This window comes from Pseudomonas sp. S07E 245 (genome assembly GCF_019599025.1).
GTDB lineage: Bacteria > Pseudomonadota > Gammaproteobacteria > Pseudomonadales > Pseudomonadaceae > Aquipseudomonas > Aquipseudomonas shirazensis.
Window position 1 is genome coordinate 1,824,435 of record NZ_CP080625.1, and the last position, 13,061, is coordinate 1,837,495.

Consider the following 13,061-nt stretch of genomic DNA (forward strand, 5'->3'; position numbering starts at 1 on the left):
ACGCGACATGTTCAGGCGCGCGGCCTCGCGCCTGCCATCAACAGCAGCGTGGCCAATACGGCCAAGCCAGCCACCGCGCTGGCGACGTAGCCCAGCGCTGCAGTGCCGTACCATTGAATCACCAGCCCGCCCAGCGCAGCGCCAACCGCGATGCCACCGTTTGCAGCAGACACGTTCAATGTGCCGGCCAGGGCCTGAGCCTTGGCGCCGGCTTGCATGACGCGCACCTGACACACCGGGAACAACGCCGTGTAGGCAACGCCCCACAGCGCCAGGGCGATCAGCAGCAGCGCTGGATTGCCGACCACGGGAGCAACCGCGCCCATGCCAGTCGCGAGAATGACAAGCAACAGTACCGTCGCCCCGAGCGGGCTACGGTCAACGATGCGCCCGGCCAGGCTGTTGCCAAGCATGCCGACCACACCAAAGCCCATCAGCCACCAACCGACCTGAGCCGCAGGCACGCCCGCCACCTGTTCGAGGATTTCTGCCAGGTAGGTGTAGGCGGTGAACATCGCGGTAAACACCAGCACCGACAACAGCACATGGGCAATAAAGCGCCGGTCACGCAAGATCACTGTCTGCCGTTCGCCTTGCGCCCGCTGCGGCGCGGGCGGCAACTTCGGCAACCAGGCCCACATCAGCAGCGCGACCAGCAGGCACAACCCGGCCAGCAGCCAGAAGCTGCCACGCCAGCCGACCAGCCCGGCGGCGACGGTGCCCAGCGGAATGCCGAAGACAAACGCCGCAGTGATGCCCAGATAGACCTTGGCCACTGCCCAGCCCTCACGGCCGGGCCCTGCCAACTGCCCTGCACTCTCGCTGGCGGTACCCCAATACACCGGCAACGCCAGTGCGCCGACGACCCGTGCCAGCGCCAGCACCCAGACGTTTGGCGCCACTGCGGCGAGTGCGTTGGAGGCGGCAAACACCAGCACGATGGCAATGAACAGGGTCTTGCGCGGATAGGCTGACAACCAGGCGGTGAGAAACGGCCCGAACAGCATGACAGTCACCGCAAACAGGGTCACCAACTGGCCCGCTGCTGCAATCGACAGGCCCAAGTCGCGGGCCAACCCCGGCAGCAAGCCAAGGATGATGAATTCAGTGGTCAGCAGGGCAAAGCCGCCGACCGCGAACAACAGAATGGACAGCCCGGTGCGCTGCCCGGAGTCGGCGACTGCAGGAGGAGTCAGGGAAGAATTTTGCATCGTCTATCGCTCGGAAACTTTCAGCCGCGAAGCTTAATATGGAATTACACGCCTATTACGGGTAGATTTTCCGTAATTTGCTGAACCATTTTCACCAATCAAGGCCCTCCTCCATGCCTGTAGCCGAGCATCTCAAGGACATCGACTTCTTCGTCAATGTCGCCAACGCAGGTAGCTTCATCGCCGCCGCCGAGCGCATGAATCTGACCAGTTCAGCCGTCAGCAAGGGTGTGGCGCGCCTGGAGAAACGCTTGCAGGTCAGGCTGTTCGAGCGCACTACCCGGCGCCTGCTGCTCAGCGACAGCGGCGCTGCGTACTTGCGAACCTGCAGCCGAGTGCTGGCCGAGATCGCCGAAGCCGAGATGGCCCTGCATGATGAACTGAACGAGCCATGCGGGCCGCTGCGGGTCGATCTGCCCGCAAGCTTCGGCCGCCTGCATGCGCTGCCCGCCGTGCTCGACTTCGCCCGGCGCCATCCGCGCCTGCAGCCGCACATCACTTTGTCTGATCGCTTTGTCGACATGCTCGAGGACGCCATCGACGTCATCGTTCGCATTGGCGGGCCGCAGGTGTGGCCGGCTGGTGTCGAGCATCGCTATCTGGGCAGCCAGCGCACGGTGTTCTGCGCCGCCCCCAGCTACCTCGCCGAGCACGGTACGCCGCATGATGAGCGCGACTTGCAGGCACTTGGTTGCGTGCTGTACGCCTGCGCCGATGGCAGCACGCCGCCCCTGCATTTCGCCAGTGGCCGGCAAGGCGCGACGCAACTGAAAAGCATCAGCGGCCGCCTGGCCATCGGTGACGCCGAAGGCCAGGCGATAGCGATCATGGCCGGCCACGGCATCGCCCAGTTACCGACCTGGCTGGTTCAGCGCCAATTGGATGAGGGCAGCCTGGTCGAAGTGCTGCCAGAGTTCGCCAGCGAGGGCCTGCCGATTCACCTGGCCTGGCGCCGTAATCGGCGCCATTTGCCCAAGGTCAGCGCATTGGTCGAAGCGCTCAGCGCACAGCTGATAACGGTGCTGGACCCGCAGGTCAAAGGAAGGTGAATACACTCGATGCCGGCAAGCGCGACTTGCCCAGCCCAGCGTTGAAGTCGTCGGCACTGCGGTAGCCCAGACTGAGCAGCACCACACTGGTGAAGCCGCGCTCGCGCAGGCCAAGCTCGGCGTCCAATAGTTTGCTGTCGAAACCTTCGATCGGCGTGGCATCCAGTTCCAGCGCAGCAGCGCCCAACAGCGCAGTGCCGAGGGCAAGGTAGGTTTGTTTTTCCATCCAGTGCTGCAGGTCTTTCTGATCGAAGCGGTGCAGGTCGACATAGCTGCGTCGGGTCAGGTCCTGGCCGGCCTTGGCCTGCTCGGTGTGAAAACGGCCGTCACGGGCTTCCTGTTCCAGCAGGGCCTGCAGATGCGCTTCAGGCATTTCGGTGCGCGCGGCAAATACCAGCACATGCGAGGCATCGCGAATCTTTGCGGTGTTGTAGGCAAACGCTTCGGTGCTCTTGGCTATCCGAGCCTTGCCTTCAGCGCTGTCGGCAACGATGAAGTGCCAAGGCTGGGTATTGACCGAAGACGGGCTGTGGCGCAATTGCTCGAGCAAGGTATCGATGGTCGCTTGCGGGATTCTGCGGCTGGCGTCGTAGGCTTTGGTGGTGTAACGGCGCTTGGCCAGGGTAACGGTGTCCATCGAAAAGCTCCTGAGGTGTGCGGATTCGACGCGCATCTTAGCGCTGTTGCAGCCAATAGAAACCGCTGAAAATACAGCAACACTTTCATGCCAATGACGAAAATGCTGCGCAACCTGCTGCACATCCGTTCTAAACCTGACCAGCCCTGGTGGGTTAAGGTAGTGGGCCCACTCACCAGCAGCTGCCGCCCATGACCAACTGGATTGATCTGAGCCAGGACGCCGATACCGGCATCGAGTCGGTGCGCGCGCATTTCACCGGGCACGCCTACGACCCGCACTGGCATGACAGCTACCTGGTCGGCGCCACCGAGCAAGGCGTGCAGCAGTTCAACTGCCGCCGCGCCCGCCATGTGAGTACGCCCGGCCAGGTATTTCTGCTCGAACCTGGCGAGATCCACGATGGCCTGGCGCCGACTGCCGACGGCTTCACCTACTTCACCTTGTACCTGGAGCCAGACTGGCTGCAGGCCGAGCTGCCGAGCTTGTTCGAACAAGCGCCGGCCAATAGCCTGCCCAGTTTTGCCGACACCCAATGCAACGATGTGCGCTTGAGCGGGGCGATCATGCGCGCCTTCGACGCCGTGCACAGTCAGGACCTGCGCATCGTGCGCCAGACGGCCATGGACGACATGCTCGCCTGCCTGACCCAGCACCTGCACTGGCGCAAGCGGCTCAATCCCGACCCACGCCTGCCGTTGACTGCGCAGCGCGCGCGGGACTACCTGCACGCGCATATCGATCAGGATATCGGCCTGGTCGAGCTGGCCCAGGCCTGCGGGGTCGATCGTTTTCGTCTGAGTCGCGCGTTCAAGGCGGCCTTCGGCCTGGCCCCGCACGCCTACCTGATTCAGCTGCGCCTGGCTCGGGCGCGGCGCCTGCTGGCCTTGGGCGAGAGCCCCGCTGCAGTGGCCACGGCGCTTGGCTTTGCCGACCAAAGCCACCTCGGCCGCTGGTTCCGCCGGGCGTATCGCCTGACCCCAGCAGCCTACCAGCGGCGCTGCTCAAAGCTTCCAGACTGAGCCGCCGGCGGCAGCGACCATGGTGCTCCATCCCTCTGGAGTTACCGTTGATGCTGCAGTCCCTGTTGCCCTTTACCTTGTTTGCGCTGGTCACCAGCATCAGCCCCGGGCCGACCAACGTGCTGATCCTCGCCCATAGCGCCCGCGCCGGGCTGCGTGCCAGCGTGGCGCCGATTGTGGCGGCCTCCACGGCTGCGGCGGCGATCGTCTGGGCGGTTGGCCTGGGCCTGGGCGAAGTGCTGCTGCGCTATCCGCTGGCGCAGCAAGTGATGAGCTGGCTCGGCGTGATCTGGCTGACGTGGCTGGGCTGGCAGTTGCTGCGCAGTGCCGGCGAGCCGATCCAGAGTGCCGAACAACAGCCCTTCGGCGCGCTCAGTGCCGCGTCGCTGCAACTGATCAACCCCAAGGTCTGGTTGCTGGCCGTGGCGGTAATCGGCGTGTATGCAGCGCCGGGCCAGCCGGTCTGGCAGCTGGCGCTGGTGCTGCTGCTGGTGGCCCTGCCGAGCATGACCAGTTGGGCCCTGCTCGGTGCTGGTAGCGCCCGCTGGTTGCAGTCGCCGCAGCGCCTGCGCCGGTTCAATCAGCTGCTGGCGTGCTTGCTGATTGCCTCGGCGTGGTCGGCGCTGCTGCTGTAGCGGCCGGCTCAGCCGAGCGCAGGCGCCTCGCGCAAGCGCTTGAGGCTGACCAGCGCCAGGATCAGGCCGAGCACAGCAACCGAACCACCAGCCAGGCCGATGTAAGCCACGCCCAACTGGCCGCTGACGATGCTGCCAAGCAACGCGCCGCCGCCGATCCCGATGTTGTAGATGCCAGAGAACAACGCCATGGCTACATCGGTGGCGTCCGAGGCCAGCTTGAGGGTCTTGGACTGCAACGCCAGACTGAAGCTAAGGATCGCCACCCCCCAGAACATGCTCAATACGGCGAATACAGTGAAGTTGCCCGAGAGTGGCCAGAGCAGCAGCAGGCAAGCGGCCAGGCACCCCATCGAACCGAGCAGGAACAGCTGCGGGAAACGCTCGCTGTAGCGGCTGAACAGCACCGAACCAATCACCCCGGCACCGCCAAACAGCAGCAACAACAAGGTGGTGCGATCGCCGCCGATCTGCGCGACATGCAAGGCAAATGGTTCGATATAGCTGTAGGCGGTGAACTGTGCGGTGATCAGCAAGGTCACCAGCAGGTAGGTAATCACCAAGGCCGGACGCTTGAACAACACCGGCAAGCTGCGCAGCGAGCCGGAGTTCTGGCTCGGCAGCAACGGCAGCGACTTCATCAGGCAGAGCATGGTCACCAGCGCCACGCCGGCGATGCTCAGGAACGTCACCCGCCAGCCCAGCGCCTCGCCCACCACCCGGCCAAGCGGGATGCCCAGGACCATCGCCAGGGTGGTACCGGTCGCGAGCAGTCCCAATGCCTTGGCCTGCTTGCCCGCTGGCGCCACCCGCACGGCCAGCGAAGCGGTAATTGCCCAGAACACCGCATGCGACAGGGCAATGCCGATACGGCTGAGCACCAGCATGGTGAAACTTTGCGCGAGCCAAGACAGCAAGTGGCTGACGATGAACACCAGAAACACCCACAGCAGCAAGCGGCGCCGCTCGATATTGCGCGTCAGCAACATCATCGGCAGCGACGCCAGCGCGACTATCCAGGCATAGATGGTCAACATCAGGCCGACCTGAGCAGTGCTCATGTCGAAACTGCGGCCGATGTCACTGAGCAGCGCCACCGGTACGAACTCGGTGGTATTGAAGATAAACGCAGCCAGGGCCAACGCAATGACGCTGAGCCAGCTGCCGCCGCCCACCGGTGCGGGCATGGATGTAGGGATCGGACCATTCATGGATGGGAATTACAGCTCCTGAAAAAAGACGACAAGCGCGCAACCCAGCCCGCTGCGAAAGCATGCGGCAGGTGCGGATAGATATGTATCAAGGATGGCGGCCATGGTACGCGCCAAGCCAAGGCCTCACAACCGCAGTGCGGGCGGAGTAACATGTGCACTCTAGAGACAGACCGCGGAACAAGGAGTCCGATCCGTTCATGGACAAGCAGCACGCCCAGCAACAATGGCAGCAGGCCGTAATCGCCTATGCCAAGGCCATCAACCACTACGTCGCGCAAGGCCGCACGCAGGGCTGGGACAACCTCGAGGAGCCGGTCGCGCCTGCCACCGAGCACCTGCTGCCGGCCTGGCAGGCGGCGCTGCAGGCGATCAATCAGCCCTATGTCGATGAGCAGCAACGCCGCGCATTTCGCAGCGACTGGCCGCCCGCCCACCTGCCGCTGGTACCGCTGCTGGAGCAGCACGGCCAAGGCATCGCCAGCGTGCTCATGCTCGATGACGGCAGCCTGCTGGCACGGATTGGCATGCCTCACGAAAAAGGCCAGGTGGTACGCATCGATGGGCGCACGGTGACCCCGGTGATCGGCGTCGAGCACTTTGGCCGCTGCCCGCAGCGGCGTTATTTCGCCCTGGCCAACGCCGAGGGTATCCGCGTCACTGACGGCTGGGGTGGCCCGCAGGTGGCGCGGATGGCCTGGCCCCATGGCCTTGAAGGTTTGCCCAGAGGCTATCCGTTCGAACCGTTCGATTTGCCGCCCACACCGAGCGCGCTGATCCCCTTCCCGGATGGGCAGCGGGTATTGCTGGTCAGCGGCGAAGGGATATTTGTGCTCACCGGCGAACGGGCGACTCGCCTGTTGCCGCAGCAGCAGACGATTCTCGATGATCTGGCAGAAGGGATCGACCCCGACGATATCGCCCTGGGCCTGTCGATGGAGCATGGCGCAGTCTCGCCCGATGGCCGCCTGCTCGCCATCGGCGAACAAGGCGTGCGCCATCTGGTGCTGGATGATCAACTGCAGGTGGTCGCCGAAGTCGGCCCCGTCGGTGAATACCCACACTTTGCCTTGTTCAATCAGCGCGGCGACCATTTGATCCTGAATGCCTGCCATTTCTACAACGGCAACACCCTGGGTGTGCGCACGGCTGACCTGCCGGGGCTCGATACCGACTACTACAGCGAAGACCCGCGCACGCCGCTGGTCGAGGATGGCGCGCGGATCTACGCTGGCGTAGCCCGCGCCGGCGAGTACATCGTGGGTGATGCGCACGGCTATCTGCGGGCATTTGGCGAAGACGGTCAGGAGCACTGGCAGCACTACCTGGGCTCGACCTTGTGCGCCATGGACATCAGCGCAGATGGCAAAACCCTGGTCGCCGCCAGCTATGCCGGCTTCATCTCGCTGATAGCCCTCGACAGCGGCCGACCTGACTGGCAGATCGGCACTGGCGAGCACGGCGAGCTACGCCGCTGGCTGTTCTGGAAGGGCCTGGACAAGCCACTGGCCTGGTGACCCTTCACCTGCCAGTCAGGCTTTCAGCGTGGCCATGTCGATGACGAAGCGGTATTTCACATCGCCAGCGATCACCCGCTCGAACGCTTCGTTGATGCTGCGGATATCGAGCATCTCGATGTCACAGGTGATGCCATGCTCGGCGCTGAAGTCGAGCATTTCCTGGGTTTCGGCGATGCCACCGATCAACGAACCGGCCAGTACGCGACGCTTCAGCACCAGGTTGGCTGCATGCAGCGGTGGCTCGACCGGCTCGATCAGGCCGACCAGGATGTGCACGCCATCAAAAGTCAGGGTGTCGAGGTAGGGGTTCAGGTCGTGCTGCACTGGGATAGTGTCGAGCAGGAAGTCGAAACGCCCGGCGGCGGCGCGCATCTGCTCGGCATCGCTGGACACGATGACGTGATCGGCGCCCTGGCGGCGAGCTTCTTCAGCCTTGGCTGCGGAGCGGGTGAACAAGGTCACTTCAGCGCCCAGTGCCTTGGCGAACTTGATGCCCATGTGGCCCAGGCCACCCATGCCGAGAATGCCGACCTTGTGGCCAGGGCCGACGCCGTGGTGCTTGAGCGGCGAGTAGGTGGTGATGCCGGCGCACAGCAGCGGCGCGGCGCTGGCCAGGTCCAGCCCTTGCGGCATGCGCAGGACGAAATGCTCGCTGACGACGATGCTGTTGGAGTAGCCGCCCATGGTGTTGCTGCCATCGACCCGGTCCGGGGTCGCGTAGGTCATGGTCGGGCCGGCCAGGCAGTACTGCTCGAGGTCCTTGGCGCAGGCCTGGCACTCGCGGCACGAGTCGACCATGCAGCCAACCCCGACCAGGTCGCCGACTTTGTGCTTGCTGACGTTGGCACCGACCGCCGTCACCCGGCCGACGATTTCGTGGCCCGGCATCAGCGGGTACACAGCGATGCCCCACTCGTTGCGCGCCTGGTGAATGTCGGAGTGGCAGACGCCGCAATAAAGGATCTCGATGGCGACGTCATCGGCACGCGGGCTGCGACGCTCGAAGCTCATCGGCAGCAGCGGGCTGGTCGGGGTTTGGGCGGCATAACCGATTGCGGTATACATGGCGAAGACCTCTCAAGTGAAACGATTCAATGCCAGCCATTCTCCTGCCAGATGGCGAGCGAGACCACCGTGAATTCTCCGGCATGCTTGCCTGATTCTCCGAAACCGCCACATCCGATATGGCGCCAGGCTATCAATCTGCGAGAATGCCAGTGTCTGATTCTCTGCCCAGGCCCTTTATGCAGCTTACCCGCCACGTCGACGCCAACGCCCCGCTCTGCGACCTGATTCGCCGCCTGGCAACGCGCCCGGGGTTTGTCCCCACCCATCTGCCGCAGGTGCAGGTGCTCAGCTGGGATCACTACGTCGCCAGCAGCCCGCAGATCTATGAACCGAGCCTGATGATCCTCGCCCAGGGCAGCAAACTGGCAAGGCTGGGACCGCGTACCCTGGAGTACGGCGCCGGTCATTACCTGGTGCAGGCGCTGTCGGTGCCGTTCATGTGCGAGACCTTCGCGACTGCCGAAGCGCCGCTGCTGGGCGTGGCCGTGGACATCGACCGCAGCGTACTCAGCGAACTGGTGCAGAGCATGCAGCTGGCGCCAGATGCCCGTGTGCAGGCGCAAACCCCGCAGTCGATGACCTCGGCGGCACTCGATGCGGCCATGCGGGATAGCGTCGAGCGCCTGCTGCAGTGCCTGCAGGACCCGCTGGATGCCCAGGTGCTGGGCCCGGCGCGGGTGCGCGAAGTGCTCTACACCGCTCTGCGTGGGCCGCAGGCCGGTGTGCTGAGGGCCTTGGTCGAGCAGCAAGGGCACTTTGCCCGAGTAGCTGCCTCGCTTGCTTATCTGCGCGAGCATTACGCCGAGCCGCTCAGCGTCGAAGCCTTGGCCAGCTGCGCCAACATGAGCGTGTCGACCTTCCATGAGCACTTCAAGCGCTGCACCGACATGGCGCCAATGCAGTACCTCAAGCGCCTGCGCCTGCTCAAGGCGCAGCAGATGCTGATCGGCGAAGGCCTGGGCGTGGCACAGGCGGCGCACCGGGTCGGTTATCAGAGCACCTCGCAGTTCAGCCGCGAGTACAAGCGCCAGTTCGCCCAGAGCCCGGGAGATGAGCAGCCTTATCAACGCTTTGCTCCGGGCAGCCTGAACGATCTGTCCGCTTCGGTCTGAGCAGCTCAGCCAGGCAGCGCGCTGCAAAGCGTTACTGACGCAGGACCATGTCGACAATCGTCGCCTGCAACTCCTGCCTGGCCTCCTCTGGTTCAAGCGCGCCGGTTGCTGCGGCCTGCGACAAGGCATCCGCCGCTCCCACCAGCACGCGCAACCCTGCCGCAGCAATATCGCCACTCGGCGCGAACGGCGCCAGCGCGAGCCTGCATTTGTCCAGAAACGGCGCTTCGCACTGGTTTTTCAGCGCTTCCATCTCGGGCGAACCGGTCAAGGCTGCACTGACGCCGGGAATCTCCCGCCCCTGGCTGATCACGCAATCGATATACGCCGCGGCAATCACCCGTGCGCGATCCGCCAGCGTCGGTTCACAGCTCGCCAGCAATGCATCCAGCATCGTCGACTGACGCGCGTCGTATTCCTGATAGAGCGCAACCAATAAGCCGTTTCGCGATACGAAATGGTCGTAGACCACTGGCTTGGTCACACCGGACTGCTGTGCCAGCCGGCCGAGGCTGAGCGCATCGGTGCCCTCCAGCCTGACTATTTCCCGAGCCACTTCCAGCAATTGGCTCCGGCGCTGCTCCCGCGACAGGCGCTTGCGCGACTGCGGATTTTGCTCACTTGACATCACAACCTACCAAAAGTAACTTACCTGCGGTAACTTACCGAAAGTATATAGCGACACCTGGCGTCTCGCAGCCCTTTGTGGAGAAACTTCATGCACGCACTGATCGTCATCGGCCACCATGATCCTGAGTCCCTTACCCATGCGCTTGCCGCCCAGATCGCGGAGGGCCTTGCCGACGCAGGCCACAGCAGCAGCCTTGCTGACCTGGCCACTGAGAGATTCGACCCGCGCTTTGGCCTTGCTGACCACGCCGTACATCGGCGCCTGGCGACAGCCCCGGCTGATGTCCTGCGCGAACAGGCGCGGATCGAACGCGCCGATGCTCTGGTGCTGGTCTACCCCGTTTATTGGTGGTCGATGCCAGCTTTGCTCAAGGGCTGGGTCGAGCGGGTATTCAGCAACGGCTGGGCCTTCGACTATTTGCCAGACGGGCGTTTGATCAAAAAGCTCAACGGCCTGCCGGTACAGCTGGTTGGCCTGGCTGGCGCCGACGCGGGAACGTTCGTTCGGCATGGTTACGGCCATGCCATGGCGACTCAGATCGAGCATGGAATCTTTGATTACTGCGGTGCTCGGGTGCTTGGCTCGGCGCTTCTGGATGACAGCGAGAGCGGCCAGAGCCTTGCCCATCTGGCGAGCGCGCGCTCGATCGGGAACAAGCTGTTCGACAAGGTTGCGGTAAGCGCCTGACTTCCCTAATCCCGAAATGGCAGTGAGACGCCAGCACTCTGTCTGCGGTTCTGAGTCGTCGCTCAAGCCTCCAGCGGCCACTGCGCCAACGGCCAATAGCGGCCCTTGCGTGACTCGTACAAGGTGAAGTGCCGCGCACTGAGGTAAAAATCCGCCGGCACGCTGGCCTCCGGCACCTGCCCCTGAAAGTCCCGCGCCAGGGTCAGGTGCGCACGGTACTCACGGCTGCTGCGGGCGATGCCCAGGCCCAGCGCGGCCTGTTCCAGGGCGTACACCAACTGGCGCAGGGCGGGCGGCGCATCACTTGCCTGCAACACCAGCGCTTGCGCCCGTGGCCACACCTGCAATTGATCGAGCAGCACGCGTAACGGCGCGACCGGCCGTTTGATCTGGTCGACCGCAGCGCACAGAGCGGGTAACTGCGCACTGTCGACATCCCCGAGAAACAGCAAGGTCAGATGGAAGTTGTCGGCGGGCACTGGCTTGCCGCTGCGCAACTCAAGTTCACGGCGCCACTGAGCGACGCTGCGGCGCTGGTCATCACTGACTGGCAGGGCAAAAAACAGTCGCTTGAACGGGCTGCCGCTGGGGCGCGTTTCCTTGGCCATGTTCGCTCCGGATTAATGAACGGATTAGTCGAGTGTACCGGCCTCGCGGATCGGAGATGAGCCGAAAATCCTAGCGGAAACGTTTGCGCGACACCTAGGCAATGCCACCAAAGTACCGTCGATCAAATGTAACAATAAGTACAAAGTCGTACGCGGTTTGTTTATGCTGGCGCGCTCTAGCCATGGCTCATGGCCATTCTCTACAAGTGTTTGTCGATGAAAATTGCTTTCGTACTAATCTTCGTCCTCTCGATTGCCTATGTGCATCTGCGTGGTCGTGTGCGCCACAAACTGACGCGCCAGCTGGGCGATCATTCGAGTTTCCTCGCGCCGATCAACAGCTTCCTCTACCTGTTTTCCAGGCTGCCGGCCAAACCCTACCTGCCGGTCGATGCCTTCCCTGAGCTGCAACCACTCAAGGACAACTGGCAGGAAATCCGCGCTGAAGCCCAGCAACTGTTGCACGTTGGCGAAATCAAAAAGTCCGACAACCATGACGACGTCGGCTTCAATTCGTTCTTCAAGACCGGCTGGAAGCGCTTCTACCTGAAGTGGTATGGCGAGACCCACCCGTCGGCGATGACCCTGTGCCCGCGCACCACCGAGCTGCTGCAAGGGATCGGTACGGTCAAGGCGGCCATGTTCGCCACCCTGCCCCCAGGCGCCAGGCTGGTTCGCCACCGTGACCCGTATGCCGGCTCCTATCGTTATCACCTGGGCCTGGACACGCCGAACGACGATGGCTGCTATATCGATGTCGACGGCGAAAAATACTCGTGGCGCGACGGCGAGGCGGTGATTTTCGACGAAACCTACATCCACTACGCCGCCAACACCACCGAGCACAACCGCATCATCCTCTTTTGCGATGTCGAGAGGCCGCTCAAGTACCGCTGGGCTAGCGGCTTCAACCGCTGGTTCAGCCGCAAGGTGATGGCCGCGGCTGCAGCGCCCAACAACGCCAATGACAAGACTGGCGCAATCAACCGCCTGTTCACCCGCATCTACAAAATCCGCGAGCGTGGCAAGGCGTTGAAAAAACGCAACCGCATGCGCTATTACCTGGAAAAGTGGCTGGTGGTAGCGGCGCTGGTGCTGGTGTTCATCTACATCTGAGGCAGCCTGGCAAGGCGCCGTCATACTGGCGGCGCTGATTTTTGCGAGGCGACTGCTACCTAAGTGCAACAGCCTTTCGACTATTTTCCCGCTCGCCAACGCGCCCCGCTCGACTAGCCTGAAAGCTCCTGCCGCAACCCTACAAGGTGAAGACAATGAGCATGATGGACTGGGACGCCTACCGTAAGCAGCTGATGGCTGGCATCGGCGACCTCAAGCAACTCTCACCGGACACCGTCGCGGGCTACATGACCGCCAGCGGCGCCGGGGCCAAGACCAACCACTTGGATGCCAAGACCCGCGAGTTGATCTCGCTGGCGGTTGCCGTCACCACCCGCTGCGACGGCTGCATTGCCGTGCACTCCAAGGAAGCCCTCAAGCAGGGCGCGACCCGCGAGCAGATCGCCGAGGCGCTCGGTGTCGCCGTGGCGATGAACGCTGGAGCTGCGCTGGTCTATTCGACCCGAGCTCTGGATGCACTGGGCAAAGCCGACGAGTAAGCCTGTCGGCGTCGCCGCACTTGCGCGGCGGCGCCTGCACCACCAGACTTGCCG

At 63.4% G+C, this 13,061-nt stretch carries 14 protein-coding genes; 8 read left to right on the top strand and 6 right to left on the bottom strand.

The window, feature by feature from the left end; all coding sequences use genetic code 11:
• Positions 1-11: 11 nt before the first annotated feature.
• On the bottom strand, positions 12-1,211 hold the full coding sequence (locus tag K3F44_RS08145) for an MFS transporter (RefSeq protein ID WP_220633746.1): 1,200 nt from the start codon (positions 1,209-1,211) through the stop codon (positions 12-14).
• 113 nt (positions 1,212-1,324) lie between these two features.
• On the opposite strand from K3F44_RS08145, the gene K3F44_RS08150 reads away from it, so the two are divergent.
• A complete protein-coding gene (locus K3F44_RS08150) occupies positions 1,325-2,260 on the top strand; it encodes a LysR family transcriptional regulator (RefSeq protein ID WP_188036113.1) in 936 nt (311 codons plus the stop codon).
• On the opposite strand, the gene nfsB is transcribed toward K3F44_RS08150, so the two are convergent.
• Positions 2,247-2,897, bottom strand: coding sequence for an oxygen-insensitive NAD(P)H nitroreductase (gene nfsB / locus K3F44_RS08155; protein WP_101319950.1), 651 nt, complete (start codon positions 2,895-2,897; stop codon positions 2,247-2,249). The two genes, K3F44_RS08150 and nfsB, sit on opposite strands and share 14 nt — an antisense overlap.
• 191 nt (positions 2,898-3,088) lie before the next feature.
• On the opposite strand from nfsB, the gene K3F44_RS08160 reads away from it, so the two are divergent.
• Positions 3,089-3,919 carry an AraC family transcriptional regulator gene (locus tag K3F44_RS08160; protein WP_101319953.1) on the top strand — a complete coding sequence of 277 codons (831 nt, stop codon included), beginning with the start codon at positions 3,089-3,091 and terminating at the stop codon, positions 3,917-3,919.
• Between the two features lie 50 nt (positions 3,920-3,969).
• A complete protein-coding gene (locus K3F44_RS08165) occupies positions 3,970-4,554 on the top strand; it encodes a LysE family translocator (protein ID WP_150569074.1) in 585 nt (194 codons plus the stop codon).
• A gap of 8 nt (positions 4,555-4,562) precedes the next feature.
• Here K3F44_RS08165 and K3F44_RS08170 read toward each other — a convergent pair whose 3' ends face one another.
• Entirely contained in the window at positions 4,563-5,765 is a 1,203-nt protein-coding gene (locus K3F44_RS08170; RefSeq protein WP_101319957.1) for a sugar transporter, read from the bottom strand.
• Between the two features lie 200 nt (positions 5,766-5,965).
• Here K3F44_RS08170 and K3F44_RS08175 point away from each other — a divergent pair, with 200 nt between their 5' ends.
• The gene (locus K3F44_RS08175) at positions 5,966-7,282 is read left to right on the top strand and encodes a hypothetical protein (RefSeq protein WP_220633747.1); all 1,317 of its coding nucleotides are present in this window, start codon (positions 5,966-5,968) and stop codon (positions 7,280-7,282) included.
• 15 nt (positions 7,283-7,297) lie between these two features.
• On the opposite strand, the gene K3F44_RS08180 is transcribed toward K3F44_RS08175, so the two are convergent.
• A complete protein-coding gene (locus tag K3F44_RS08180; RefSeq protein ID WP_101319963.1) occupies positions 7,298-8,350 on the bottom strand; it encodes an NAD(P)-dependent alcohol dehydrogenase in 1,053 nt (350 codons plus the stop codon).
• Positions 8,351-8,529: 179 nt separating this feature from the next.
• Between K3F44_RS08180 and K3F44_RS08185 the strand changes: the two genes are divergently transcribed.
• Positions 8,530-9,465, top strand: a complete 936-nt coding sequence (locus tag K3F44_RS08185; RefSeq protein WP_101319965.1) for an AraC family transcriptional regulator — start codon at positions 8,530-8,532, stop codon at positions 9,463-9,465.
• 31 nt (positions 9,466-9,496) lie between these two features.
• Here the strand turns inward: K3F44_RS08185 and K3F44_RS08190 are convergent, their stop codons facing one another.
• Positions 9,497-10,093, bottom strand: a complete 597-nt coding sequence (locus tag K3F44_RS08190) for a TetR/AcrR family transcriptional regulator (protein WP_220633748.1) — start codon at positions 10,091-10,093, stop codon at positions 9,497-9,499.
• Positions 10,094-10,183: 90 nt separating this feature from the next.
• On the opposite strand from K3F44_RS08190, the gene K3F44_RS08195 reads away from it, so the two are divergent.
• On the top strand, positions 10,184-10,783 hold the full coding sequence (locus K3F44_RS08195) for an NAD(P)H-dependent oxidoreductase (RefSeq protein WP_220633749.1): 600 nt from the start codon (positions 10,184-10,186) through the stop codon (positions 10,781-10,783).
• A gap of 62 nt (positions 10,784-10,845) precedes the next feature.
• Here the strand turns inward: K3F44_RS08195 and thpR are convergent, their stop codons facing one another.
• Positions 10,846-11,391 carry an RNA 2',3'-cyclic phosphodiesterase gene (gene thpR, locus K3F44_RS08200; protein ID WP_220633750.1) on the bottom strand — a complete coding sequence of 182 codons (546 nt, stop codon included), beginning with the start codon at positions 11,389-11,391 and terminating at the stop codon, positions 10,846-10,848.
• A gap of 216 nt (positions 11,392-11,607) precedes the next feature.
• On the opposite strand from thpR, the gene lpxO reads away from it, so the two are divergent.
• The gene (lpxO, locus tag K3F44_RS08205) at positions 11,608-12,507 is read left to right on the top strand and encodes a lipid A hydroxylase LpxO (protein ID WP_220633751.1); all 900 of its coding nucleotides are present in this window, start codon (positions 11,608-11,610) and stop codon (positions 12,505-12,507) included.
• Between the two features lie 155 nt (positions 12,508-12,662).
• On the top strand, positions 12,663-13,007 hold the full coding sequence (locus K3F44_RS08210) for a carboxymuconolactone decarboxylase family protein (RefSeq protein ID WP_181089237.1): 345 nt from the start codon (positions 12,663-12,665) through the stop codon (positions 13,005-13,007).
• The last annotated feature ends 54 nt before the right edge of the window (positions 13,008-13,061 follow it).